The organism is Cryptosporangium aurantiacum, from assembly GCF_900143005.1.
Lineage (GTDB): Bacteria > Actinomycetota > Actinomycetes > Mycobacteriales > Cryptosporangiaceae > Cryptosporangium > Cryptosporangium aurantiacum.
The window spans coordinates 712,490-736,891 of the sequence record NZ_FRCS01000002.1 but is presented as its reverse complement, the minus strand read 5'-3'; the positions used below and the strand labels follow the sequence as shown (position 1 = coordinate 736,891).

Genomic DNA, 24,402 nt, shown 5'->3' with positions numbered 1-24,402 from the left:
CCCGTTCAGGTCGACAGCCGCAGTGCGAGCCCGTCGAGCACGACGTCCAGGCCGTAGGCGAACTTGGTGTCGCGGATCGCCACCGGATCGGGGAAGTCAGAGTCGCCGTAGTCGGCGGACACGTGTTCGTGGCCGATCGCGGCTTGCCGGGCGGCGGGCATGAGCCGGGCGATGAACTCGGGCTCGGTCTCCCCGGAGCGGGCGACCGTGGTGAGCCAGGCCGCCTCCGTCGTGCTCATCCCGATGACGTAGGCCAGGACGGTGTCGATTCCCCGGCTCGGCTCGGCAAATCCTGCCGTCGCGAACAGCGCGGCCAACCGGTCGGAGAACGACATCAAGTTGGGCCCGAGGTAGGCGAGACCGGCCTGGCCCAGCACCGAGGCGAGCCACGGGTGGCGCAGCGCCGTCGCGCGGAATGATCCGGCGGCTTCGGTGACGGCGGCGCGCCAGTCGGTGCTGCCCGCCGGCGGCACGGTGATCTCGGCGAAGACCTCGTCGACCGCGAGCTCCATCAGCTCCTCTTTGGTCGCGACGTGCCGGTAGAGCGACGTGGCGGCGGTGTTCAGGCGAGCGCCGAGCTTTCGCATGCTGAGCGCCTCGATGCCTTCGGCGTCCAGCATCGCGATTGCTTCCCGGACGATCGCGACGCGGCTGAGCGCGGGCTGATCCGCCTCGCGCGGCTGACGAGCCCAGACGGACGGGATCGGGTTCTTGGACGCCATCACGCTCCTTCCTGTGCGTACGTCGTTCGCTCCGAGCGTACAGGAGCGAGCAGTTGCGTACAGCGTTCCGCCGTGCGTACAGTGAACGCAGTAACGGAACACTGTACGCAGCTGGAAGGAAACCGATGGACGCCCGCAACCCACGCCGCTGGTGGATCCTGGTCGTGCTGTGCCTGAGTTCGCTGGTGCTGGTCATCGACAACATGGCGCTGACCGTCGCCGTGCCGGAGATGACCGCGGACATCGGCGCGAACGCACAGGACATCCAGTGGATCCTGGACTCCTACATCCTGGTCTTCGCCGGTCTCCTGCTCACCTCGGGAAGCCTCGGCGACCGATTCGGCCGCCGACGGATCATGCTGATCGGCTTACTGGTGTTCGGAGCCGCGTCGCTCGCCGCGGTCTTCTGCACCAACCCCGGTGAGGTGATCGCCGCGCGGGTAGCGATGGGTGTCGGCGGCGCGCTGATCATGCCGTCCACGCTGTCGATCCTGATCGTCGTCTTCGACGCGGAGGAACGTGGCAAGGCGATGGCGGCGTGGGGTTCGGTGTCGATGCTCGGCCTGGTCGGCAGCCCCGTGCTGGGCGGCGTCCTGATCGACCACTTCTCCTGGCGCTCGATCTTCTTCCTCAACGTGCCGGTGGTCGTGCTGGCGATCCTGGCCGCGATCACGCTCATGCCGGAGTCGAAGGGGCCGTGGCAGAAGCCCGACCCGCTCGGCGCCGTGCTCTCCGCGGTCGGCATGACGGCGCTGATCTGGTGGATCATCGAGATCCCGCGGCACGGCGCGTTCGAGGGCCGGTCCGCGGTCACCCTGGCCGTCGCGGTGGTCGCTCTGGTCGGCTTCGTGATCTGGGAGAACCGCACCTCGGATCCGATGGTGCCGCTGGTCCTGTTCAAGCACCGCAACTTCCGCGGCGGCTCGCTCTCCCTGACGCTCGTGCAGATCGGCAACGGCGGCCTGCTCCTGGTGCTGACCCAGTATCTGCAGTTCGTGCTCGGCTACTCGCCGGTCAAGGCGGGCTTCGCATTCGTGCCGCTGGCCGTCGCCGCCCTGATCGGCAACGCTGCGGGCGCCGGGCTCGCCGCGAAGGTCGGCAACCGCCTGCTGGTTCTGGTCGGAATGCTGGCGATGTCCGCGTCCTTCGCACTGCTGGCCACGGTCTCGGCCGACAGCGGCTTCACCCTGCCCGCCGTCGGACTCGGGCTGCTCGGCCTCGGCGCCGGCCTGGCGATGCCTGCCGCGATTAACGCGCTGATGGGCACCATTCCGGCGGAGAAGGCCGGCGTCGGATCGGCCCTGAACGACACGATCCAGCAGGCCGGTGCCGCGCTCGGTATCGCGATTCTCGGCTCGCTCCTCTCCAGTGGTTACACCCGCCAGATGCCCGCCGACGCACCGGAGCACGCGAAGCGCTCGATCGCCGAGGCGCTCGCCGGGTCTTCTGGCGACGCCGGTCTGGTGCACGCCGCACGAGAGGCCTTCACCGCCTCGATGTCGCTGACCTTCACGCTGAGCGCGGTCGCGGTGTTGGGCGCCGCGATCGTGGCCACGCTGATCATGCGCGACCAGAAGCCGGCGCCGACGGAGGAACCCGTGCCGGTTGGCTGACTCGACCTCGCGGCCGGCGCCACGCGGCGCCGGCCGAGCGCGCCGCCGCCGGTGTCGCCGTCCGCACACGGCGACGACGGTGCGCTGCACGGGGCGGCCGCGGTGGGATGGGACCGCATCAGCGCACCGGAGTCACTGGCTCGATGGGCCGCCGAACGGGGCACCGGCTGAACTCCGCAGGCGTCGATGTCAGACCTGGGCCGCGGCGTGGACGATCGCGTCGACCAGTGCGGGTTCGGCCGAGGCGAACGGCGAATGGTCAGCAACGATCTCCACCTGAGCTTGCATCTCGTCGGCGCGGGCGCGCTGGTAATCCAAGGGCAGCACGCGGTCCTCCGTACAGATCACGTACGTGGACGGGACGCTCTCCCACGCCGCCGGTTCGGCCATCGCCTCGAAGATGCACGCGGCGCCGAACGGACGGAGGCGACCGAGCACCCGGTCTCGAGTCGCGTCGTCGCAGAGGTTGTAGAAGTAGGGCATGCACTCGGCAGTCAGCCGGGTCTCCTCCGACGCTTGATCAACCGCGATTCCTGGGACCAACCCGAAGCCGGCACCGACGGAATCGGTGATCGTCTGCCCCTTCCGGAGTGCGATCGCCGCGACATAGACGAGTCGATCCGCCTGGTGACCCGCGGAACTGACCACCGCACCCGCGTACGAGTGGCCGACCACCACCACGCGCCGGTCCGGGTGCTTGGCCCCGAGGTCCGAGCGCAACACCTCGGCGTCCTCCGCCAGCGAGCGCATGGGCAGCTCCACGGTGCGCGGTCTCAAGCCCGCAGTCCGCAGATCCGCTTCCACGGCCTCCCAGCACCACGGGCCGTGCCATCCGCCGTGCACGAGAACCACGTCGTACTCACTCACCGGCGCACTCCTAACTTCGGCCGCACTCGACGTACATTCTGTCATTGACTGTGTGAACAGTCTGCGAATTGGCCAAGCCGTCCGGTAGTGAGGAACGGGGTGCTGCACGGGAACTCCGACAGTGGGCTGACGCTGCGGACGGGCGATCGGAAGTCCCGCGATCGGGAAGACGCGGAAGTCTCGCCGGACGCTCGCTCTCCCGCAGCGCTGCGTTGACGCCCTGGAGCGCCAGAAGGTCCAGCAGGACGCCGACCGCGAGGCAGCCGGCGCGGACTGGGTAGAGAACAGCCTGGTCTTCGCCTCGAAAGTCGGCACGCCGCTCGATCCCTCGCACGTCCGGCGCGACTTCCGGAATGCGATCAAGGACGCGCCGGGAGTCACCGCGGCGGAGTGGACGCCGCGCGAGCTACGGCACAGCTTCGTGTCCCTGCTCTCGGACCGCGGCGGGTTGACCCTGGTCTGCCGACAGCAGATCCGGCCGGTCGTCCAAGGCGGCGCGGTAGCTATGGACCGCATCTTCAAGCAGGACGACCCGGGGGAGCCGGAGGGAGATCCTGCCGCTTAGTCACTCTATTAGCCACGCAGAAGGGGTGCACCCAATGGGTGCACCCCTTGTGACCTGGTCGGGGTGGCGGGATTCGAACCCACGGCCTCTTCGTCCCGAACGAAGCGCGCTACCAAGCTGCGCCACACCCCGGCGGCACGGAGGAAGTCTAGCTGACGCCGGCGGCGTCACGCGCACGGGTATCGCGTGCCCCGTGCTCAGGCCGTGGCACGAGCGTGAGCAGGCTCACCTCTGGCGGGCACGCGAACCGGATCGGAGCGTACGGAGAGGTGCCCATACCTGCGGAAACGTGGATCCACGTGTCGCCGTTCCAGCGGTGCGCGCCGCGAGCGAGATCACGTTCGATGCCGCAGTTGGTCACCAGCGCGCCGTAACCCGGCACCCGCAGCTGGCCACCGTGCGTGTGACCGGCGAGCACCAGGTCGTACCGGTCGGCGGCGAACTGGTCGAGGACCCGGGGCTCGGGCGCGTGCACCAGCCCGAGGTGGAGGTCGGCCGTGGGGTCGAGGGGGCCCGCGATCGCCGAGTAGTCGTCGAGCTTTAGGTGCGGGTCGTCGACGCCGCCGAGCTCGATCGTTCGGCCTCCGGCGACCACCGAGGCCTTGGCGTTCGTGAGGTCCGCCCAGCCGGCCTCGGCCAGCGCGTCCCGCAAGTCGGTCCACGGCAGGGAGGGCCCGTGCGTCCGCTTGTGGTGCTTGTTGAAGTATTTGAACGGGTTCTTCGGGATCGGCCCGTAGTAGTCGTTCGAGCCGAACACGAACGCCCCCGGGCGCCCGAGCAGGGGGCCGAGCGCGTCGAGGACGGCCGGGACGGCGTCCGGCGACGAGAGGTTGTCACCGGTGAGCGCGACGAAGTCGGGGTCGAGCGCGTCCAGGCTGCGCACCCACTCCTGCTTGCTGTGCTGGCCCGGCAGCATGTGCAGATCGGACACGTGCAGGATGCGGAACGGCTCGGCGTCCTGGGCCAGTACCGGCACGTCGAATCGGCGCAGCGTCCACCGCAGCCGTTCGTAGGTCGATGCGTACAGCAGGGTCGCCGCGCCTGCGCCGACCACACCCAGTGACAGACGGGTACCCCACCTCATGCCCGGCAGCGTACACACGCACGGTCGCACCACCGTTCCCGAGCCGTCCCGAAATCCCTCCGGGTGCGGTGTCCACCGGGAGTAGCGTCTGGAGCATGAGCACTGCTGCGGGCGGCCTGAAGACCCGCCTCTCGACCGACCTCACGACCGCGATGAAACAACGGGACGAACTGGTCACATCGACGTTGCGGATGGCGCTGACCGCGATCCGGAACGAGGAGGTGGCCGGCAAGGCCGCTCGTGAGCTCTCTGACGACGAAGTCTTGCGGGTGCTTACCCGAGAGGCCAAGAAGCGCGTTGAGGCCGCTGAGGCCTTTGCATCGGGCGGACGGGCCGATCGTGCCGACCGTGAGCGCGCCGAGGGCGAGGTGCTCTCCCGCTACCTGCCGGCACAGCTGAGCGACGAGGAGCTGACCGCCGTCGTGGCGTCGGCGCTCGCCGAGACCGGCGTCTCCGACGTCAAGCAGATGGGGAAGGCCATGAAGGCGGTCCAGGCCGCCGTCGCCGGCCGGGCGCAGGGCGGCCGGGTGGCCGCCGAGGTGAAGCGCCAGCTCTCCGCCTGACGGACCCTACGAACGCCCGCGGCCCCCGATCGAAGTGATCGGGGGCCGCGGGCGTTACGGGCTAGTTCGGTTGAGCGCCTTCGGTCTGACACATCGGCAGATCCGGGTTGGCCGAACAGATCTGATCTCGGATCTGGTCACCCGCGTCCCCGCCGGGCTCCGGTGTCCGCGGCGCCGGTGGCTCGCCGTTACTCACCACGATCGTGACGACGCTGCCCTTCGTGCTGTCGCTGCCCCCGGACGGATCGGTGCGAGCCACCCGCCCTTCACCGACCTCCGAGCTCTCCCGGACCGGCGACAACCGCACCTCGAAGCCCGCGTCGCGGAGCTTGTTCGTCGCGGCCTCCACCGAGTCACCGGTGGTGTCCGGCACCGTCACCCGGATGCCGTACGCCAGCTTGCTCGTCGGCGCGACGAACTGCTTGACCGGCAGCTTCTGGAGTGCGGTGTTCATCGCTTGACGGGTGGCGTCGATCGGGATTTGGGTGTTCGGCACCGAGTCGAGGTACTTGTCCGGGTTCGCGAGGAAGCCGGCCGCCGCGAGGTTCGGCGTGAACCCGACGAACCACGCCGCGTTGTTGTCGTCGGTGGTACCGGTCTTGCCGGCCACCGGCCGGTCGATCACCCGGCCGACGCTGGCCGCGGTGCGGCCACCGCCCGGGTGGGTGCAGCTGATGCCGACCATCGAGTTGTCACCGACCGGGCAGCGCGCCATGTCGGCGGCCGCGTCCGCGACCTGCTGCGGGATCGTCTGTTTGCAGGACGGGGTGGACAGCTCGGTCAGCTGTTTGCCGTCCTGGTCCGCGATCGACTTGAGCGGCAGCGGAGCGCAGTACTTGCCCCGCGCGGCGATCGTCGCGTAGGCGGTCGCCATGTCCAGCGGCGAGACCTGCGCGGTACCGAGCGTGAACGATCCCCAGGCGGTCGAGTCGGTCTGCGCGTCCGCCTTGTTCTCCAGGTCGACGCTCGCGCGGAACTCGACGCCCGCCTTCTCGGCGGCGCTGACCGCGGCCTTGACCGAGACCTGCTCCTCCAGCGGGAGGAAGTACGTGTTCGCCGATTCGCCGAAGGCGCTCGACATCGTCTGCAGGCCCTTCATCGTCGGCGACGCGTTCTTCGGACAGTACCGATTGCCGCCGGTCTTGCAGGGGCCGAAGTACTGCGAGACGTACCGGTCCTGCGCGTAGATCGTGTTGCTGAGCGGGATGCCCTTCTCCAGCGCCGCGATCGCGGTGAACATTTTGAACGTCGAACCGGCCTGGTATCCCGGCGAGATCGACGAACCGGACAGCAGCGGGTTCACCGTGTACGGGTAGGTCTTCCCGCCCGGGTTCTTCTTGATGCCGTACTTCCGGTTGATCGCCATCGCCTTCACCCGGCCGGTGCCGGGTTCGACCATCACGATGCCGGTCGCGAAGCGGCTGCCCGCGTCGAGGCGCTCGTCGATCTCCTGCTGCGCCGCCTTCTGCATCCGGACGTCGAGCGACGAGACGATCTTGTAGCCGCCCTTGCGGAGGTTGTCCTCACGCTCGGTGCGGGTCTTGCCGAACGCCGGGTTCGACTTCCACCAGTCGAGGAACCAGCCGCAGAAGAAGCCGTAGGCGGTGTTGCCGTTCTCGCAGGACTGGGGCGCGGACTTCGGCTTCAGCCCGAGGTCGGTCTTCTTCGCCGCGTCGGCCTCGGCCTGGGTGATGTACTTCAGCTTCACCATCTGGTTCAGCACGTACTCCCGGCGGTCGAGCGCCGGCTTCTTGCCGAACTGCTCGTTGTCGACCGGGTTGTACTGGGTCGGGTTCTGCGCCATCCCGGCGATCATCGCGGCCTCGGGCAGCGTGAGCTGGGACGGCGGCTTGCTGAAGTACACGTATGACGCGGCGTAGATGCCGTAGCCCTGGTTACCGAAGAACGTGATGTTGAGGTAGTTCTCCAGGATCTGGTCCTTGGTGAGCTCCTTCTCCAGCGCGATCGCGTACCGCATCTCGCGGAGCTTTCGCCCGGCGGTGTCTTCGGTGGCCAGCCGGAGCTCTTCGTCGTTCGTCGCGCCGTACTTCAGGATCGATCGCACGTACTGCTGGGTCAGCGTGGACGCGCCCTGGGTGACCTGCCCGTTGCTCTGGTTCCGCACGAACGCGCGGACGATGCCTCGGGCGTCCACGCCTTGGTGCTCGTAGAACCGGTTGTCCTCGGCCGCCACGATCGCCTGCCGCATGACCGGTGCGACGTCGGCGAGCTTCACGTTCCGGCGGTTCTCGTCGAAGAACCGGGCGATCTCCGTCTTGCCGTCGCTGGCGTAGAGGGTCGTCACCTGCGGTACCGGTGGGATCTTGATCTCAGCCGGCAGGTCGCTGAAGGAATCCGAGGCCGACTTAGCGGTTAAACCGGACACACCCACCGCGGGAAAGGCCGCGGCGGCGATCACCACACCGGCGAGGATTCCGCACAGCACCAGTGAGACGACATTGGCGAGCGTGCGGTCCTGAGGCAACTTCACGGCGCCCAGAGTACGCAGCGATACCCAGAATCCTCGGCCGCGTGGTTACTCACGGGTTGGTGTGACCAGGGGCACCGCCTCTGAGCTGCATTACTTCCACCGTTCGGTGGATAGCCACTGCCCATTAGTGCTGTTCAAAGACCACCCGAATGGCCGCTGCCAACCGCCACTGTCGCTTTCTTACCGTCCTGGGGCAGGCATGCCGGACCGACACGGCGTCGCCCACACGGATTTTGCGTGCCTGACGAGCCTTGCCGGGACGGCGTGACGCTGAAGGGGGCCGGATGATGACGATGATCGCTGACTGGGCTGGACGTGCGGCCTGTCGTGCCAGCGATCCGGACTCGCTCTTCGTCCAAGGTGCGGCTCAGAACCGCGCCAAGACGGTGTGCATGGGTTGTCCGGTTCGGACCGAGTGCCTCGCTGATGCGCTCGACAACCGCGTGGAGTTCGGCGTTTGGGGCGGTATGACCGAGCGCGAGCGTCGTGCCTTGTTACGTCGTCGCCCTGACGTGACGTCGTGGTGGAAGCTGCTCGAGGCCGCGCGCAAGGCGCACGACCTGCAGCCCACCGGCTAGGCGGTACTTGCGAGCGCTGAGCCCACTCGGCGCAGGCCGTCGAGGTCGTGGACATCCTCGGCCTCGGCAGGCACCTCGACGATCGGGACGTCCGGGTGCGCGGTGGTGAAACCCGCCGCGATCCGCCGCTCCCGCTCCACCAGCCGGGACAGACCGGCGTGGATCCTCAGCACCTCGGCGGTCAACGGCGACTCGCCGGTGCGATCCAACTTCTCAGCGGCGTCCAGCGCGTCGGCCGCGGAGAGCCCCGGGGCCTCGGTCGCGTGGACCCGGTTGAGAACCAACCCCGCCAGCGGCATTCCCTCGGCGAGCAGACGGTCCGCGAAGTACGACGCTTCGCGGACGGCGTCCGGCTCGGGGGCAGCAACCACGACGAACGCCGTACCCGGCGTCTTCAACAGGTCGTAGGTCCGCTGAGCGCGCTCGCGGAAGCCGCCGAACATCGAGTCCAACGCGGCGACGAACGTCGAGACGTCGTCCAGCAGTTGGTTACCGAGAATCTTCGTGATGACGCGGCTGAACAGCGAGAACGTCCCCGACATCACCTTCAGCACGCCGCGCCCGCCGGTCTTGGCAGGCGCCAGCAGCAGCTTGAGCAGCCGCCCGTCCAGGAACCGGGCCAGGTTCTGGGGCGCGTCCAGGAAGTCCAGCGCCGACCGGCTCGGTGGCGTGTCGACGATGATCAGATCCCACTCGTCGGCCGCGCGGAGCTGGCTGAGCTTCTCCATCGCCATGTACTCCTGCGTCCCGGAGAACGAGGACGACATCGCCTGATAGAACGGGTTCGCGAAGATCTCCTCGGCGCGTCCGGGGTCGGTGTGCGCGAGCACGACCTCGTCGAACGTGCGTTTCATGTCGAGCATCATCGCGTGCAGCTCGCCGCCGCCTGTCGTCTCGACGCCCTTCACCCGGCGCGGGACGTTGTCGAGTTCGGAGAGCCCCATCGACTGCGCGAGCCGCCGCGCCGGGTCGATCGTGAGCACGACCGTCCGCCGGCCGGCCTCCGCCGCGCGGAGGCCGAGCGCCGCAGCCGTTGTCGTCTTGCCCACCCCGCCGGAGCCGCAGCACACGATGATGCGCGTATCGGCGTCGGTCAGCAGCGCCTCGATGTCCAGACCACTCACGGCGCCCGCACCCCCGCCTTCCGCAGCGCGTCGGCCAGTTCGTACAGCCCGTCGGTATCCATGCCCTCCGGGAGGAACGGCAGATCCAGCACGGGGCGGCCGAGTTCGGTCAGCTCGCCTCGCAGCCGCTGCTCCAGCCCTACCCGGCGGACGTGGTCGGCCACCTCGTCGGCGAGACCTTTCACGGTCTGCCGGTCGGTCGCGAGCCCGGCGGCCGCCAGCCCGCGCTTTAGCTCGGCCTGGGTGACCTTGGCGTCGACCAGCGACGTTCCGCGGACCGCGTTGACCAGCACCACGCCGATCGGCAGCCCGATCCCGGCCAGCTCGGTGACGGCGTCCGAGGTCTCCTGCACCGGCATCTCCTCGAGGAGCGTCACCAGGTGGATCGCGGTCATCGGCGAACGGAGGACGGCCATCACGCCGTCCGACTGGGTCTTGATCGGCCCGACCTTCGCCAACCCGGCCACCTCGGAGTTGACGTTGAGGAAGCGCCCCACCCGGCCGGTCGGCGGCGCGTCCATCACGACCGCGTCGTACACCCGCCGACCGCGGTCAGCGCGGGTCACGGCCTCCTTGACCTTGCCGGTCAGCAGGACGTCACGCATGCCGGGCGCGATCGTGGTGGCGAAGTCGATCGCACCGAGCTTCTTCAGCACTCGCCCCGCGCGGCCGAGCTTGTAGAACATCTCCAGGTAGTCGAGCAGCGCCTCTTCGGCGTCCACGGCCAGCGCGCGGACCTCGCCCCCTTCGGGGGCGACCGCGATCGGTCGCTCGGAGTAGGGCAGCGGGTCGAGGCCGAACATCGGGGCGATCCCCTGCCGGCCTTCCACCTCGACGAGCAGCGTGCGGCGTCCGCCTGCGGCCAGCGCCAGCGCGAGTGCTGCGGCGACCGTGGTCTTTCCGGTGCCGCCCTTACCGGTGACTATGTGCAGCCGCGCCGGGGGGAACGCTGTGGATTCCTCGGGCACTCTACGAGCGTAACCACGCGGGGCGGCAAGCTGCCGGTCAGCATGGTGCTCCCAGTAGGGTGCGGCCATGACGAAGTGGGAGTACGTGACGGTCCCGCTGCTCGTGCACGCCACGAAGCAGATCCTGGACAACTGGGGTGAAGACGGCTGGGAACTGGTCGCCGTCGTGCCCGGCCCGAACGCCGAGCAACTCGTCGCCTACCTGAAGCGGCCCAAGGAAGGCCAGTGAGCAAGGTCGCAGAACGGCTCGCTGAACTGGGCCTGACGCTGCCCGCCGTGCCGGCCCCGGTGGCCGCCTATGTGCCCGCGCTGCGCACCGGCTCGTACGTCTACACCTCCGGTCAGCTTCCGGTGGTGGACGGCAAGCTCGCCGTCACCGGTTTGCTGGGCGCCGAAGTCTCTCCGGAGACCGGGTACGAGCTCGCCCGGACGGCCGGGCTCAACGCGCTCGCCGCGGTGGCCTCGGTCGTCGACCTGGACGACGTCGTGCGGGTCGTGAAGGCGGTCGGGTTCGTCGCGTCCGCACCCGGGTTCTTCGGCCAGCCGGGCGTCGTCAACGGCGCCAGCGAGCTGTTCGGTGCCGTGTTCGGCGACGCCGGCAAGCACGCGCGGAGCGCGGTCGGTGTCGCGGTGCTGCCGCTGAACGCCCCGGTCGAGGTCGAGCTGATCGTCGAGGTGCGCTGAGCTGTGTAGACCTACCGGCGCTCCGGCGTCGGTAGGTCTTTCACACGGGGGCGGACGGGATGCCGACGACGCCTCGCACGACTCGGCTGAGCTGGACCTCGAACGTCGCGCTCACCAGCGCGGTCGCCACCGACGACATACCCGCGTAGTCCTCGATCAGACGCGTCCGGTCGCTGACCAGGCCGTTCTCGGCCGCGTCGTCGCCGGGGCGCGGCGCCGGCGCCCGGAGCGCGAAGATCGGCGTGAACGCCTCCAGGATCTCCCGGGAGAGTTCCAGCGCGGCGGCCGCGACCCGCAGCTGCAGCCGGGTGATCTCCGTCGAGGGCAGACCCATCTCCCTGGCCCGGCGGCCGACCGCGACCAGCACCGGGTGGGTGCCGTGCCAGTTGCCGTCCGGCGCGCGGCTGACCAGCCCGTAGGACTCCAGCGCCTCCCAGGCGCCCGGCTGCGCGTGCAGGTCGGCCACGCCTTCGGGTTCGACCTGCAGGTCGGGGTCCGAGGTGTCGGTGGGTGACGGGAACCGCATCGCCAGGCCCTCGGCGTGCCAGGCCAGCGCGAGTTCCGGCGCGTTGTGGCCGGTCTGCAGCAGCGCCCGGATCGCGGCCAGCGAGAACCCGGCCCGCTGTAACCGCTGGATCAGTTCCAGCCGGTCGATGTGCGAGTGGTCGTACACGCTCCGCCTGCCGACCCGGCGGGGCGGGTGCAGCAGCCGCCGGGACTGGTGCGCGCGGACCAGCCGGACGCTCACCCGGCACTGTTCGGCCAACTGCTCGACGCTCAGATCGGTCGGCAACTGCCGCTGGGCGAGAGTGTCGGCGGAGGGCAGCACGGTGGTGGGGATAGTGGCAGACTCTCCGTGATCTCTGCGGTCGCGCCCCGTCACAGCTGGCACCGTACTCCACGACGGCGACCGCGTACCGGGCTGCGAAGCGAACGACGGAGCCCAGATCGCCGACAGCAGGTCGACGACAGCCCTCCACGACCTACGATGCCCTCATGGTTCCCGGAGTGCCGGCCGAGGCCGCAGACGCAGGACGGCCCGCGCAGCACCCGCGACCGCCCACGCCCCGCGACGCGTCGACGACGATCCTGCTCCGCGACGCGCCCGGTGGCATCGAGGCATATCTCCTCGTCAGGTCGACCCACCTCGCCGCGTTCGCCGGGCTCACGGTGTTTCCCGGCGGCTCGGTCGATGCGGGGGACTACGTCCGCGAAGGGTCCTGGCGCGGCCCTGACCCGGCCGGCTGGCCGCTCGGGGCCGCAGCCGACCTGTCCAGGGCGCTGGTCACCGCGGCGGTTCGCGAGACGTTCGAGGAGATCGGCGTACTGCTGGCGGAGCCGGCCGACGGGCAATCGTTCCCCGGCGCGGCCGACCTCGCGCACGACCGGGCCGCGCTGGAGGCCGGCGAGGCCACGCTGCCCGCGTTGCTGGACTCCCGAGGTTTGGTCCTCCGGACCGACCTGGTCCGCCCGTGGACGCACTGGATCACCCCGGAGGCCGAGAAACGCCGGTTCGACACGCGGTTCTTCGTCGCCGGGTTGCCTGCCGGTCAGCAGGTGCAGCAGCCCTCCGGCGAAGCGACCCGCGGGCTCTGGCTCCGTCCGGCCGAGGCGCTCGCCACGGTCGAGCGCGGCGAGCTGGGCATGCTGCCGCCGACGGCGTCCACGCTGCTGAGCCTGACCGAGTTCGGAACGCTCGCGGACGTGTTCGCCGCGGCCGAGACCCGGACGATCCGCCCCATCCAGCCCGTGTATCAGCGGGGTGAGGGCGGGCCGCAGCTCACGCTGCCGTCGGACGCGCTCGAACTGCTGCCCGCCGGTGTGACGCCGGAGTTCGTTTCCGGCCTGCTGGCCGGTATCGCGCGACACGGGCGGCTTCCGGCGACGCAGCCCGAGAAGGGGTCGACGACGTGACGCTGCCCGACTGGGTTCCGGCTTGGGCGACGCTCGTCCGCGCGGACAACCCCGGACCGATGACGCTGGACGGCACCAACACCTGGGTGCTGCGTGCGCCGGGTGCGAGCGGCTGCGTGGTCGTCGACCCCGGTCCGCTGCTGCCGTCGCACCTGGAGCAGGTGGCCGCCCACGGCCCGGTCGTCGCGACGCTGCTCACCCACGGCCACCCGGACCACGCCGAGGGCGCCCGTCGGTTCGCCGAGATGACCGGTTCGGACGTGCTCGCGCTGGACCCAAAACACGCGGTCGGCGGCCAGGCGCTGATCGCGGACGGTGAGCCGCTGGACGTCGCGGGCTTGAGGATCCGGGCGTTCGGAACGCCCGGTCACACGGCGGACTCCGTCTCGTTCGTCGTCGGGGAGGAAGCCGTGCTCACCGGCGACACGATCCTCGGCCGGGGCACCACGGTCGTCGCCTGGCCGGACGGCCAGCTCGGCGACTACCTCACCAGCCTGGAGCGGCTCCGCGGGCTGGGCTCGATCCCGGTGCTGCCGGGGCACGGCCCGGTGCTACCCGACGCGGAGGCGGTGGCCGGGTACTACCTCCGCCACCGGGCCGAGCGGCTCGCGCAGGTCCAGGCGGCGGTGGCCGCCGGAGCCACCTCACCCGCCGAGGTGGTCGCGACCGTATACGCCGACGTCGACCGGTCGGTCTGGCCGGCCGCCGAGCTCTCGGTGCGTGCCCAGCTCGATTACCTCCGGGTGGCCGACCGACCATGACCTGTCCGGCCCTCCCGATGGCACCGCCGCCTTTGACCGGGGGCCGACGATTGACGTGCCCGGCCCTACCGATGGCACCGCCGCCTTTGACCGGGTACCGACGATTGACGTGCCCGGCCCTACCGATGGCACCGCCGCCTTTGACCGGGTACCGACGATGACGTGTCCGGTGTGCGGCACGGTCGCGGTGCCTGGCGCGCGGTACTGCCATCACTGCGGTACCCGCCTGCCGGACGTCGAGCCTGCCGCGTTCGCGACCGAACGCCGGGTCGTGACGGTCCTGTTCGGTGACCTCACCGACTTCACCGCCTGGTCGGAGGACCTCGACCCGGAGCGGGTCGGCAGGTTGACCGACCGGGTGCTTGCGGCCTGCGCGCAGGCCGTCACCGCCTTCGGCGGTCACGTCGACAAACTGACCGGCGACGGCATCATGGCCGTCTTCGGCGCTCCGGTCGCCCATGAGGACGATCCGGAGCGCGCGGTCCGCTCGGCGCTGGCCATGCAGCGCGCGGTCAAACGCGTGATCGAGGACGAGCTGGGTGGTGGACGCCGCCTCGGGCTGCGCGTCGGGGTGAACACCGGCGAAGTGGTCGCCGGTGTGCAAGCTGCCCTCTCTTACACGGTCATCGGCGACACCGTGAACACCGCTGCCCGGCTGTCGGACGCCGCCGGCATGGGCGCGGTCTATGCGGGCGCCCGTACCCAGCGCGCCACACGCGACCGGGCGGCCTGGCGTCGCCTGCCACCGCTGCGGCTCAAGGGCAAGCGTCAGCCGGTCGAGGCCTACGAGCTCCTCGGCCTGCGCGACGCCCCCGGCATCCGGCCGGGACTCGGTGACGAGGCGCCGTTCGTCGGACGCGAGGTCGAGACCGGACGCCTGCTCGGACGGTTCGCGGAGGTCGTCGACGAGGGCGAGCCGCGCGTCGTCGTCGTCACAGCGGAGGCCGGGGCGGGCAAGACCCGGCTCGGTGCCGAGGTCGCCCGGATGGTGGGTGACTCGTACGGCGCCCGCACGCTGTCCACCCGCTGCCCGGCGTTCGGCGAGACCGGGCGGCTGGCGCCGCTGGCCGACCTGGTCCGGCAGGCGTGCGGTGTCGAGCCGGACGAGCGGGGCGACCGGATCGCCGAGCGCATCCGCCGGGTCGCCACCGACCTGCCGGATCCCGGGCTGGGGCCGGGTGGCGTCGAGGTGCTGTTCGACCTGGTCGGGGTGGAATCCGACGTGGACGCGCTGAGCGGCGTCCCGGGCATCTCGACCGCGGCCGGACGCCGGGAGCGGACGCCCGCCGTGCTGGCAGCGCTGCTCACCGGGCTGGCCGCGACCGACCCCGTGCTGGTCGAGCTCGACGACGTCCACAACGCCTCGCCGGACACGCTGGACGCAATCGGAGGGCTCGTCGACCGGCTGGACGGTGCGGTTCTCCTGCTGTTGCTCGGTCGTCCTGAGCTCGTCCGGACGCACGGGCTGCTGACCCGGCTGGCCGCCGCCGAGCCGCTGCCGCTGCCGCCGCTGACCGGTGCCGCGGTCTCCCGGCTGCTGCGTTCGTACCTCGGTGGCCCGCTCGACCGCGCGGACGAGACCCGGCTGCTCGCCACCGCCCAGGGCAACCCGTTCTACCTGGCCGAGCTGGTCTCGCTGCTGGTCGAGCAGGGACGGCTGACCGGGGGAGCCGGCGGCTGGCGGCTCGCGCCGGGTGGTTTCGCCGGGCGGCTGCTCTCCTCGGACCTGGCCGCGGTGCTGACCGCCCGTATCGACGCGTTGCCGCCGTACCCACGCACGGTCCTGCGGGACGCGGCCGTCGTCGGTGACCGGGTTCCGGCCGGTGCGCTGGAGGAGCTGCGGGGTAGCCGCCGCTCGCTGGCCACCGCGGCGTCCGACCTCGACCGGGCGCTGGCGGACCTGATCAGCAGACGCATGCTCCGCCGCACCGCCAGCGGCGGATACGGCTTCGTCACCGCGCTGATGCGGGAGGCGGCCTACAGCGGCATCGGGCACGCCGACCTGGCCGCGCGGCACGCCCGGATCGCCCGCTGGGCCGACGGCGAGCCGGTGCGCGGCCTGTCCGACGTGGAACGCGACGAATTCATCGCGCGCCACGCCGAGCGGGCACTGCGGCTAGCCGACCAGATGTCGCTGCCGCCCCAGCACCAGGCCCGGCAGGTCGCCGGAATCGGGGTCGCCGCGCTGCACCGGCTGTCCGAGCGGACGATCGCGCTCGGTGAGCCGGCCCGCGCACTCGGCCTGCTCGACCGGGCGATCGCGCTGCTGCCGGAACGGGCCCAGGGCACGGTTGGTGTCGACGACCTCCGGCTGCTCCGAGCGCGGGCGCTGCTGGCCAGCGGTCGGGCCGACGAGGCGCGCGAGATCGCGTCCGCGGTCGCGGTGGGGGACGGTCCGGTGGCCGTCGCCGCGCTGCTGGTCAAGGGCGAGGCGCTGCGGGCGGTCGGCGAGACCAGGGCGGCGGTCGCGGCGTGGAGTTCGGCGCTGCGCCGTTCCCGGGCAGCCGGCCTGCCGCACTGCGAGAGCGAGGCGCTCCGGCGGCTCGGCATGCTCGATTACCTCAGCGGCCGGTTGCCGCTGGCCGAGCGTCGCTTCACCGCCGCGTACCGGGTCGCGTCGGCGTCCGACGACGGGCCGGGTACCGCCTGGGCCCTGCAGCATCTGGCGTGGTCGGCGACCACCCGGGGTGACTTCGACCGCGCCGACCGGGTGCTGGAGGAGGCGCGGGCGGTGTTCGCCCGGCTCGACGACCCGGCCGGCCGGTCCTGGGTACGTGGCACGACGGCTTTCGTCCGACTGCTGGAGGGACGCCTGCACGAGGCGCGCCGCCTCGCGGAGAAGTTCGTGCCGTACGCCGAGCGGGTCGCCGACGGGTGGGCGGTGGCCGCGCTCCGGATCGTGGACGCGTTCGCCGCCGCCGAGCTGGGTGACCTCACTCACGCCACGGACCAGGCCGACCTGGCGCACGCCGCGTTCGTCGCCGGGCACGACCCGTGGGGCGCGAGTCTGGCGCTCACCGTCCGCGGGGTGATCGCCCGCGGGCTCGACCGCCTGGACGAGGCCGTCGAGCTGCTGACCGAGGCACTGGAGGTCGGCGCGCAGATCAGTCACCCGCTCACCGCGGGTATCGCGCTGACCGTGCGCGGCTACTGCCATCTCGGCTCGGGCGAGGTGGCGGCGGCCGAAGCGGACGCCGTCCGGACGCTGGAGCTCATCGCGCCGCTGGAGGTCGACCCGTCCACCCGGGTCGGCCCGCTTGTGCTGCAAGCGCAGGCCCGCCGCCTGAGCGGTGACCGGGACGGCGCGATCAAGCTGTTCGGCGAGGTGGTGAACGACGCCAGCGGCCCGTCGCTGCTGTTCCCTCGGCGTCAGGCGCTCGCGCACTACGCCGGTGTCCTGCTGGAGGCGGGCCGGGCGCAGGAATCGCTGGAGTGGGCGCGCCGGGCGTCCCGGGTGCCCGCCGAGGACATCCGCAGCCGGATCGTTTCCCGGCGGGCGCTGGCGGTCTCGCTGGCGGCCTCCGGGGCGCTGCCGGAGGCCCTCGTCGCGGCGGACGAGGCGGTGGCGCTCGCCTACGGGACGGAGCAGGCCTCGGAGCGGGCAGCCAGCGATACGGTGCGTGACCGTGTCGCTCTGGCGCACGCGCTTGCTCGCCCTGAGTAGTCAGAGGGTCAGCCGAGCGGTCGGAAAGATTGTCTGCCGCGAGACAGCTCACGGCCCACGACTCGCGGGAAGTCGGTACGGTCGTCCAGTGCGAAGTGAGGCGTCCGGGACCCAGCCGGCATCACCGGTGGCCGGTCTGTCCGATCTGACCGTTCTTGCCCGTGGTGGGTATTCCACCGTGTACCGGGCCAGGCAGGACTCGATCGGACGTGAGGTCGCGCTCAAGATCGACACTCGCTCGTTGGAGTCGGAGCGTGACCGGCGTCGCTTCCTGCGTGAGGCGGAGGCCGCCGGTCGGATGTCCGGCCACCCGAACGTCGTCAACGTGTACGACGCCGGGGTGACCGAGGACAACCACCCGTACCTGGTCATGGAGCTCTGCACCGGCGGTTCGTACGCGTCGCGGCTGCGGCAGCACGGCCCGCTGTCGCCGGTGGAGGTCCGCGACGTCGGGGTCAAGATCGCGGACGCCCTGCAGGCCGCGCACGACAACGGCATCCTGCACCGGGACGTGAAGCCCGGGAACATCCTCATCAACCGGTACGGGGTGCCGGGCCTGGCCGACTTCGGTCTGGCGGCGTTGCCCGACCCGAGCCGGGAACTCTCGGTGACGATCGAAGCGTTGACGCCCGCGTACGCGCCGCCCGAGGTGTTCCGGATGGAGCCGCCGACGCCGCTGGGTGACCAGTACGCGCTCGGGGCGTCGCTGTACGCGCTGCTGTCCGGGCGTCCGCCGCGGTGGCCGGAGACCGGGACGCCGAGCCTCGCCACGATGGTCATGATGCTGGACGAGCCGGTTCCGGACATCCCGGGCGTCCCGGCGTCGTTCTCGAACGTGTTGCGGCAGGCGATGGCGCCGTACGCCGAGGACCGGTACCCGTCGGCCGCGGAGCTGCGGGACGCGTTGGCCTCGATGGACCTCGACGCCGATACCGGGTCGCGCCACGCGTTCGGCGCGGTGCCGCCGGTGCCGTCGTCCGGTCCGCCGTCGTCGGGCGCGCCGTCCTCCGGAGCACCGTCCTCGGGGGCGCCGTCGTTCGGAGCGCCGTCGTCCGGTCCGCCCGCGTCGGGCGCGGCCGCCGCCGGTTCGGTGTACGGCGGCCGGACCGGTTCGCCGTCGGGACCGCCGTCCGGGCCCTCGTCAGGGCCGCCCTCCTCGGGCGGCGGGTACGGTGCCGCGTCCAGCGGTCCGGTGACCGGCGGGTGGCAGCAGGGCGGTCTACCGCCCGCGCCGCACAGCGGTCCGCCCGCCCCGTCCGCGCCGTACAACCAGCCGCGGGGCGGGGCCAACCCGACCTCGGTGTTCCCGAGTAGCACGTACGCGCCGGGCAAGCCGGAGGCCGGCGGGTACCAGCCGCCGTACGGTCCGCCGCCGGGCGGCTTCAACGCTCCGCCGCCGGGTGGGCCGCCGAGCTCACGCGGGACGAAGCGCGTGCTGGTGATCGTCGGCATCGTGGTGGCCGCGCTGATCGTCGCCAGCGGGATCGGGCTCGCCGTGACGGGCCTCCTGGGAGGCTCCGACGATCCGCCGCGGCCGCCGGCGACCACGGAGCCGGTCGAGGGTCCGCGGACGACCGGGCCGCCGCAACCGTCCCCCACGCGCAGCGGCGAGCTGCCCGGCTTCCCGCTTGACCAGATGCCGACGTCCACCGCCGGTGCGAACGCGTTCGACAGCGCGTGCGAGGTGGCGGTGCTGGCGGCGACCGGGTCCGGCATGCAGGCTCAGTGCCCGGCGAAACCGGAGTGCTGGCGCGACCAGTCCAATGGCTCGGTGCGGGCTCGTGGGTGCACGAACAACCACACCTGGGAGACGTACGTGATCGGGACGCTGTCCTCGAGCACGGGCGGCACCGACCCGAAGGCACTGCAGGCGGACCCGCACGTGCAGTTCCTGTGCTCGTCGACGGTGCTCACCGCGGTGTTGACCGCAACCGGCCAGGACGCCGGTGGGTGGCGGACGACCGCGTCCGCGTTCGGGGCCACAAAGTTCCGCTGCCTGGCCGGCAAGGGCACCGACGAACTACGCCGGGCCTACTTCGTGAGGTGACCGGCCTGCCACGTTCAAACAAACTGCGCGCTGCGGACGGCGTCCACAGCGCGCAGTTTGTTTGAAAAGCGCCGCCAGGCGCGTGCTTCTGTTCTGTTTGAACCTGGAGCCTGGTCAGGGCGGGGCTGGCAGTCGAGCGCGAGGCCGCCTCGTATAGGTCATACTCAAGGCCTCGCGCTCGCCTGCCAGCGTCGCCCTGACCAGGCCGTGCAGAACTAACGAGCGCGGCGGGATAGGCGCTCGGGGTCGAGGAGCACGACGCTCTTGCCCTCCAGGCGGAGCCAACCGCGGGACGTGAAGTCGGCCAGCGCCTTGTTCACGGTCTCCCGGGACGCGCCGACGAGCTGCGCGATCTCCTCCTGCGTCAGATCGTGGGTGAGGCGCAGCGCAGTGCCTTCCCGCGTCCCGAACCGCTTTGCGAGCTGCAGCAGGTTTTTCGCGACGCGGCCGGGCACGTCGGTGAAGATCAGGTCGGCGAGCGCGTCGTTGGTGCGACGGAGCCGACGGGCCAGCACCCGCAGCAGCTGCTCGGCGATCTCGGGCCGGTTGGTGATCCACGGCCGGAGCGACTGCTGCCGCATCCGGGCGACCTTGGCGTCGGTCACCGCGACCGCGCTCGCGGTTCGCGGACCGGGGTCGAACAGGGACAGCTCGCCGAACAGATCGGACGGCCCCATCACCGCGATCATGTTTTCTCGACCATCCGCAGCGCGGCGGCCCACCTTAACTTTCCCGGACATCACGATATAAAGCGAGTCACCGAGTTCTCCTTCGGAGAAAATCGTGTGACCCTTCGGGATGTCGAGGTACTCCAGGTGGGCCGCGAGAGCCTCAGCTGACTCCGGCTCGACCCCCTGAAACAGCCCTGAGCGGGCAAGTACCTCGTCCATGACCCCACCTCCAGCAGCGGCCGACTGTCGGTGAGTCTATGGGGCGCGTGGGACGGGGCGGGCAATGACCCGCTCCCGACGCCCCGAGTCGTCATTTCGCGTTCCGAACGCGACGGCCTTGATCGTTTCGGTTCTCGCGCGAGAGGCTACCTGGAAAAACGCGGCTGAATGCACAAATACCGAGGGTGTCCGGTGTCCGACTCGGGCGTGGAGGCGCACATCGTAGGGTGGCGGAACGGCAGTCGCGCCGTCACAGCAACGACGGGAGGCCGGGTGGAGGGTGCTGCCTCGGTCCCAGGATTCACCATCCTGTCTGTGCTGGGCAGCGGTGGTTTCTCCACGGTGTACCGGGCGCTCCAGGAGTCGATCGGCCGCGAGGTCGCTGTGAAGATCGACCATCGTGTGCTGCTCGACGAGGCCGACCGATCCCGGTTCCGCGCCGAGGTGCGGGCCGCGGGGCAGGTCTCCGGACATCCGAACGTGATCGACATCCACGACGCCGGGATCACCGCCGACGGTCGCGCCTACCTCGTCATGGAGCTGTGTCCGGCCGGCTCGCTCGCCGACTATCTCCGTCAGCACGGCTCGATGCCGCTGACCCAGGTGCTCGACGTCGGGGTGGCGATCGCGGACGCGCTCGCGGCCGCGCACCGGGTCGGGGTCGTTCACCGGGACGTGAAGCCCGCCAACGTGCTGTACGACCGGTACGGGCACCCCGAGCTGGCGGATTTCGGCCTCGCCGCGCGGTACGACCCCACCACCGAGTCCACGTCGACGCTGGAACTACTCACCCCGGCGTACGCGGCGCCGGAGATGTTCTGGTCGCGCCGTCCGACGCCCGCGGTCGACGTCTACGGCCTGTCCGCGACGCTCTACGCGCTCCTCACCGGCCGTCCGCCGCGGTGGCCCAGGGGCGGGGGCAACCTCACCGACGCTGAGATCGCAGGGCTGCACTCGGCGCCGGTTCCCGGAATCGCCGGCGTTCCGGACTCGGTCGTCGCGGTGCTGCGAGCCGGCATGGCGCGGGAGCCGGAGAACCGGCTGCCCACCGCTGGTGCGCTGCGGGACGCGCTGCGGGCACAGCGGGCGGCTCTCGGCACCGCCCCGGAGCGACTCGCGGACCCGGGGGCTCCCGGCGCCGACCACGACGTCGCCGATCAGCCCACCGCTCGCCTCCCACGGCTCCGCCCGAGTGTCGGAGGGGACACGTAGTCTTCTCCGCGTGAATGCTGCTGCCGTGGAGAGTCCGCTCGCGCTGAAGCGCCGGGCTCGCCGGATGCACCGGATCCTCACCGAGACCCACCCCGACGCGCATTGTGAACTCGACTTCACGACGCCGCTGGAGCTCGCGGTCGCGACGATCCTCTCCGCGCAGACGACCGACGTGCGGGTCAACCTCACGACTCCGACGCTGTTCGCGAAGTACCGCACGGCCGAGGACTACGCCGGTGCCGACCGGACCGAGATGGAGACGATCCTCAAGCCGACCGGGTTCTTCCGAGCGAAGACCAACTCGCTGATCGGGCTGGGTCAGGCGCTGGTCGAACGATTCGACGGCGAACTACCCCGGACGCTGGACGAGCTCGTCACGCTGCCGGGCATCGGGCGCAAGACCGCGAACGTCGTCCTGGGGAACGCGTTCGGCGTACCGGGCATCACCGTCGACACCCACTTCGGGCGGCTGGTGCGGCGGTTCCACTGGACCGCGGAGGAAGACCCGGTCAAGGTCGAGCACATCGTCGGCGACCTGTTCCCCCGCAAGGACTGGACGATGCTCTCCCACCGGCTGATCTTCCACGGCCGACGGGTCTGCCATGCCCGCAAGCCCGCCTGCGGTGCCTGCACGCTGGCGCCGCTGTGCCCGTCGTACGGCGCCGGCCCGACCGACCTGCCGACCGCGGTGAAGCTGCTCAAGGGGCCCAGGGTCGACGAACTCGCGTCGCTCGTCGGGGCATGAGCACGCGGTTTCGACTGGCCGCCGTCGCCGTCTCGCTGGCGCTGGTCGCCGGGTGCAACGGCGGGGACGCCGAGGAGCCCGCCACCGCCGCGTCGACCGGTGCCGCCTCGTTCCGCGGTAGCGGGTTCGCGGCCTGTCCCGCGCCGACCGGCTCGCCGCGCGCCGACAGCCCGCTCGCCGACGTCCCCGCGCTGCCCTGCATGGACGGAAGCGGCTCGACGGTGACGGTCGGCGCCCCGACCGGCCGACCGCTGGTACTCAACCTGTGGGGCTCCTGGTGCCCGCCGTGCGGCGAGGAACTGCCCGCCTTCGTCCGGCTGTCGCGCACCGCTGGTGACCGGCTGACGGTGGTCGGCGTCAACACGTCCGACGACGCGAAGCGCGCGGTCGCGGCGGCAGGCGATCTCGACGTCACGTTCGCCAACGTCTTCGACCGGGGCGAACGGGTACGGAAGGCGCTCAGCGTCAACGCGTTGCCGGCGACCGCGTTCGTCGCCGCGGACGGTCGAGTCGTCCACGTATACCGCGGTACACCGCTCACCGACACCACTCTCAGGGCGCTCGTCAGGCAACATCTCGGCGTCCAGGTGGAATGACGCCACCCGCCGCGGGGTTTCTCGTTCGTGGTGACACGTGGGCGACTGTGCGATCGTGAGCGCGGAGTGCACGCTGGTCTGGTGACGAAGCGAGAAACGAGGACGGCGTGAGCGGGGCCTTCCCGGACGTCGGACCTGACACGCCCGGCCACCCCGAACCCGGCGTGGACGCGCTGCCTACGTTCCTGCACCGATTGGTCGAAGCGCTGCCGCGCGTCCGTAGCGAGCAGATCTCCCGTTTCGTCCCGGCGCCGGACGGCAGCGGACGTCCGTCCGCGGTCCTGATCCTGTTCGGCGAGGGCGAGAACGGCCCGGACGTCCTGCTCCTGCAGCGGGCCGCCACCCTGCGCAAGCACGCCGGCCAGCCGGCCTTTCCCGGCGGCGCGACCGATCCGGAGGACGACGGACCGATCGGCACCGCGCTGCGGGAGGCGAACGAGGAGGTCGGGCTCGACCCGGACTCCGTGCGCGTGATCGGCGAGCTTCCCCCGGTGCTCATCCCGGTCTCGGGGTTTGTCGTCACCGGAGTGCTCGGATGGTGGGAGAACCCGCATCCGGTCGGACCCGCCGACCCGGCGGAGGTCGCGACCGTGGCCCGGGTACCGATCGCCGAGCTCGTCGACCCGGACAATCGCTTCCGGGTTCGTCACCCCAGCGGTGTGCTCGGCCCGGGATTCGGCGTCAGCGACATGTTCGTCTGGGGCTTCACCGCGGGCCTCATCTCGTTCGTCCTCGACCTCGGGGGCTGGTCCCGGCCGTGGAACCGCAGGAACATGCGCGATCTGCCCGCCGAGGATCTGGCGCTGGCGATGCGGACGCGGCCACCCGACGCGGTGCGCTGAGCGTCTGCGGTTGGGACCGGCCAGCTACGGTGGCCCTGTGTTCTCGTCGCGACGCCGCGGGGCGGCTGGCCCCCTCGTGGCCGTCGTCGTCCCCGTGCTGCTCGTCGGGGCGTGCTCCGGCGGCGGACCGGCTGGTGACGCGAGCGAATCACCGACGACGATGGCGAGCGCGACGGTCGGCTCCGACGGCATGCAGACGGTCACCGTCACCGGCGACGACCAGCTCCGTTACGAACCGTCAGTTATCAAGGCGAAGCCCGGCAAGTTGCGCATCACACTGCGAACACTTGGCGGAACACCTCATGATCTGGAGGTCCGCCCGGTCAAGATCAATACCGGCCTGGTCTCCAAGGATCAGGAACGGTCGATCGAGGTCACGCTCAGTCGCGGACGCTATGACTTCGTCTGTACGTTCCACCTCACGTCGAACATGGTCGGTGTGATCGACGTCAGTTGAGATAGCACACCGCGA

23 protein-coding genes and 1 tRNA gene are annotated in these 24,402 nt (G+C 70.9%); 15 read left to right on the top strand and 9 right to left on the bottom strand.

All coding sequences use genetic code 11. The features are described 5' to 3' along the window. Positions 1-5: 5 nt before the first annotated feature. Positions 6-722 carry a TetR/AcrR family transcriptional regulator gene (locus tag BUB75_RS10155; protein WP_073254719.1) on the bottom strand — a complete coding sequence of 239 codons (717 nt, stop codon included), beginning with the start codon at positions 720-722 and terminating at the stop codon, positions 6-8. 125 nt (positions 723-847) lie between these two features. On the opposite strand from BUB75_RS10155, the gene BUB75_RS10150 reads away from it, so the two are divergent. Next, positions 848-2,335, top strand: coding sequence for an MFS transporter (locus BUB75_RS10150; protein ID WP_073254716.1), 1,488 nt, complete (start codon positions 848-850; stop codon positions 2,333-2,335). A gap of 189 nt (positions 2,336-2,524) precedes the next feature. On the opposite strand, the gene BUB75_RS10145 is transcribed toward BUB75_RS10150, so the two are convergent. Then, positions 2,525-3,202, bottom strand: a complete 678-nt coding sequence (locus BUB75_RS10145; RefSeq protein WP_073254713.1) for an alpha/beta fold hydrolase — start codon at positions 3,200-3,202, stop codon at positions 2,525-2,527. A 145-nt stretch (positions 3,203-3,347) separates the two neighbouring features. On the opposite strand from BUB75_RS10145, the gene BUB75_RS48450 reads away from it, so the two are divergent. Then, complete coding sequence (locus BUB75_RS48450; protein WP_084740647.1) at positions 3,348-3,767, top strand: tyrosine-type recombinase/integrase; 420 nt, start codon at positions 3,348-3,350, stop codon at positions 3,765-3,767. A gap of 55 nt (positions 3,768-3,822) precedes the next feature. On the opposite strand, the gene BUB75_RS10135 is transcribed toward BUB75_RS48450, so the two are convergent. Together BUB75_RS10135 and BUB75_RS10130 are read right to left on the bottom strand one after the other, a co-directional pair. Then, a tRNA-Pro gene (locus tag BUB75_RS10135) sits at positions 3,823-3,899 on the bottom strand. Positions 3,900-3,915: 16 nt separating this feature from the next. Beyond that, positions 3,916-4,851 carry a metallophosphoesterase gene (locus BUB75_RS10130; protein WP_073254710.1) on the bottom strand — a complete coding sequence of 312 codons (936 nt, stop codon included), beginning with the start codon at positions 4,849-4,851 and terminating at the stop codon, positions 3,916-3,918. A 95-nt stretch (positions 4,852-4,946) separates the two neighbouring features. On the opposite strand from BUB75_RS10130, the gene BUB75_RS10125 reads away from it, so the two are divergent. Further along, positions 4,947-5,414, top strand: a complete 468-nt coding sequence (locus BUB75_RS10125; protein ID WP_073254707.1) for a GatB/YqeY domain-containing protein — start codon at positions 4,947-4,949, stop codon at positions 5,412-5,414. A gap of 61 nt (positions 5,415-5,475) precedes the next feature. On the opposite strand, the gene BUB75_RS10120 is transcribed toward BUB75_RS10125, so the two are convergent. Then, complete coding sequence (locus BUB75_RS10120; protein ID WP_073254704.1) at positions 5,476-7,905, bottom strand: penicillin-binding protein; 2,430 nt, start codon at positions 7,903-7,905, stop codon at positions 5,476-5,478. A gap of 287 nt (positions 7,906-8,192) precedes the next feature. Between BUB75_RS10120 and BUB75_RS10115 the strand changes: the two genes are divergently transcribed. After that, complete coding sequence (locus BUB75_RS10115) at positions 8,193-8,483, top strand: WhiB family transcriptional regulator (RefSeq protein WP_073255273.1); 291 nt, start codon at positions 8,193-8,195, stop codon at positions 8,481-8,483. Here BUB75_RS10115 and bagB read toward each other — a convergent pair. Both bagB and bagA read right to left on the bottom strand, forming a co-directional pair. Then, the gene (bagB, locus tag BUB75_RS10110) at positions 8,480-9,607 is read right to left on the bottom strand and encodes an ArsA family ATPase (protein WP_073254702.1); all 1,128 of its coding nucleotides are present in this window, start codon (positions 9,605-9,607) and stop codon (positions 8,480-8,482) included. The two genes, BUB75_RS10115 and bagB, sit on opposite strands and share 4 nt — an antisense overlap. Beyond that, the gene (gene bagA / locus BUB75_RS10105) at positions 9,604-10,644 is read right to left on the bottom strand and encodes an ATPase BagA (RefSeq protein WP_073254699.1); all 1,041 of its coding nucleotides are present in this window, start codon (positions 10,642-10,644) and stop codon (positions 9,604-9,606) included. The genes bagB and bagA overlap by 4 nt, the downstream gene beginning before the upstream one ends. On the opposite strand from bagA, the gene sp36 reads away from it, so the two are divergent. After that, positions 10,643-10,804, top strand: a complete 162-nt coding sequence (sp36, locus tag BUB75_RS46165) for a Sp36 family protein (RefSeq protein WP_178379814.1) — start codon at positions 10,643-10,645, stop codon at positions 10,802-10,804. The genes bagA and sp36 overlap by 2 nt on opposite strands. Further along, positions 10,801-11,259, top strand: a complete 459-nt coding sequence (locus BUB75_RS10100; protein WP_073254696.1) for a RidA family protein — start codon at positions 10,801-10,803, stop codon at positions 11,257-11,259. Before sp36 ends, BUB75_RS10100 begins: the two co-directional genes overlap by 4 nt. A 40-nt stretch (positions 11,260-11,299) precedes the next feature. Here the strand turns inward: BUB75_RS10100 and BUB75_RS10095 are convergent, their stop codons facing one another. Beyond that, positions 11,300-12,088: a MerR family transcriptional regulator gene (locus BUB75_RS10095; protein ID WP_073254693.1), complete on the bottom strand. Its 789-nt coding sequence runs from the start codon at positions 12,086-12,088 to the stop codon at positions 11,300-11,302. Positions 12,089-12,255: 167 nt separating this feature from the next. Here BUB75_RS10095 and BUB75_RS10090 point away from each other — a divergent pair, with 167 nt between their 5' ends. The 4 genes from BUB75_RS10090 to BUB75_RS47005 all read left to right on the top strand — a co-directional run bounded on the left by BUB75_RS10090 (position 12,256) and on the right by BUB75_RS47005 (position 19,645). Then, positions 12,256-13,173 carry an NUDIX hydrolase gene (locus tag BUB75_RS10090; RefSeq protein ID WP_073254690.1) on the top strand — a complete coding sequence of 306 codons (918 nt, stop codon included), beginning with the start codon at positions 12,256-12,258 and terminating at the stop codon, positions 13,171-13,173. Next, the gene (locus BUB75_RS10085) at positions 13,170-13,934 is read left to right on the top strand and encodes an MBL fold metallo-hydrolase (RefSeq protein WP_073254687.1); all 765 of its coding nucleotides are present in this window, start codon (positions 13,170-13,172) and stop codon (positions 13,932-13,934) included. Before BUB75_RS10090 ends, BUB75_RS10085 begins: the two co-directional genes overlap by 4 nt. 157 nt (positions 13,935-14,091) lie before the next feature. Beyond that, positions 14,092-17,598, top strand: coding sequence for an adenylate/guanylate cyclase domain-containing protein (locus BUB75_RS10080; protein WP_073254684.1), 3,507 nt, complete (start codon positions 14,092-14,094; stop codon positions 17,596-17,598). 88 nt (positions 17,599-17,686) lie between these two features. Continuing rightward, positions 17,687-19,645 (top strand): serine/threonine-protein kinase, encoded by a 1,959-nt coding sequence (locus BUB75_RS47005; RefSeq protein WP_218617411.1) that lies wholly within the window; start codon positions 17,687-17,689, stop codon positions 19,643-19,645. 215 nt (positions 19,646-19,860) lie between these two features. Here BUB75_RS47005 and BUB75_RS10070 read toward each other — a convergent pair whose 3' ends face one another. Next, positions 19,861-20,535, bottom strand: coding sequence for a Crp/Fnr family transcriptional regulator (locus BUB75_RS10070; protein WP_073254679.1), 675 nt, complete (start codon positions 20,533-20,535; stop codon positions 19,861-19,863). Positions 20,536-20,850: 315 nt separating this feature from the next. Here BUB75_RS10070 and BUB75_RS10065 point away from each other — a divergent pair, with 315 nt between their 5' ends. The 5 genes from BUB75_RS10065 (at position 20,851) to BUB75_RS10045 (ending at position 24,387) form a co-directional block, all read left to right on the top strand. Further along, positions 20,851-21,747 (top strand): serine/threonine-protein kinase, encoded by an 897-nt coding sequence (locus BUB75_RS10065; RefSeq protein ID WP_178379813.1) that lies wholly within the window; start codon positions 20,851-20,853, stop codon positions 21,745-21,747. Continuing rightward, positions 21,728-22,492 carry an endonuclease III gene (gene nth / locus BUB75_RS10060; protein WP_425430869.1) on the top strand — a complete coding sequence of 255 codons (765 nt, stop codon included), beginning with the start codon at positions 21,728-21,730 and terminating at the stop codon, positions 22,490-22,492. Before BUB75_RS10065 ends, nth begins: the two co-directional genes overlap by 20 nt. After that, the gene (locus tag BUB75_RS10055; RefSeq protein WP_073254671.1) at positions 22,489-23,088 is read left to right on the top strand and encodes a TlpA family protein disulfide reductase; all 600 of its coding nucleotides are present in this window, start codon (positions 22,489-22,491) and stop codon (positions 23,086-23,088) included. Before nth ends, BUB75_RS10055 begins: the two co-directional genes overlap by 4 nt. 164 nt (positions 23,089-23,252) lie before the next feature. After that, positions 23,253-23,930, top strand: a complete 678-nt coding sequence (locus tag BUB75_RS10050) for an NUDIX hydrolase (RefSeq protein ID WP_073255270.1) — start codon at positions 23,253-23,255, stop codon at positions 23,928-23,930. Positions 23,931-24,006: 76 nt separating this feature from the next. Then, positions 24,007-24,387 carry a cupredoxin domain-containing protein gene (locus BUB75_RS10045; protein ID WP_073254668.1) on the top strand — a complete coding sequence of 127 codons (381 nt, stop codon included), beginning with the start codon at positions 24,007-24,009 and terminating at the stop codon, positions 24,385-24,387. Positions 24,388-24,402 lie beyond the last annotated feature (15 nt).